Source organism: Labrys sp. WJW (assembly GCF_001676615.1).
In the GTDB taxonomy this organism is placed as follows: Bacteria; Pseudomonadota; Alphaproteobacteria; order Rhizobiales; family Labraceae; genus Labrys; species Labrys sedimenti.
In genome coordinates this window covers 1-317 of the sequence record NZ_LYXZ01000118.1, presented here as the reverse complement: position 1 = coordinate 317, position 317 = coordinate 1, and the positions used below count along the sequence as shown (strand labels likewise).

Sequence of the window (317 nt, the reverse complement as noted above, 5' to 3'; positions counted from 1 at the left end):
ATGGGGGAGGCCGGGTCGGTCTTGGCGGCGGGGTTGGTGACGTCGTTGGCGCCGATCACGAAGGCGACGTCGGCCTGGGCGAACTCGGCATTGATGTCCTCCAGCTCGAACACCTCGTCATAGGGCACGTTGGCCTCGGCCAAGAGCACGTTCATGTGCCCGGGCATGCGGCCGGCGACGGGATGGATGGCATAGGAGACGTCGACGCCTTCCTCTTTCAGCTGGTCGGCCATCTCGCGCAAGGCGTGCTGGGCCTGCGCCACCGCCATGCCGTAGCCGGGCACGATGATGACCTTGCCGGCATTCTTCATGATGAA

Annotated in this window: 1 protein-coding gene; it reads right to left on the bottom strand. The window is 65.3% G+C overall.

The window, feature by feature from the left end:
- A partial coding sequence (locus BA190_RS34875) for an NAD(P)(+) transhydrogenase (Re/Si-specific) subunit beta (RefSeq protein WP_162275294.1) occupies positions 1-317 on the bottom strand: 317 nt, incomplete at both ends.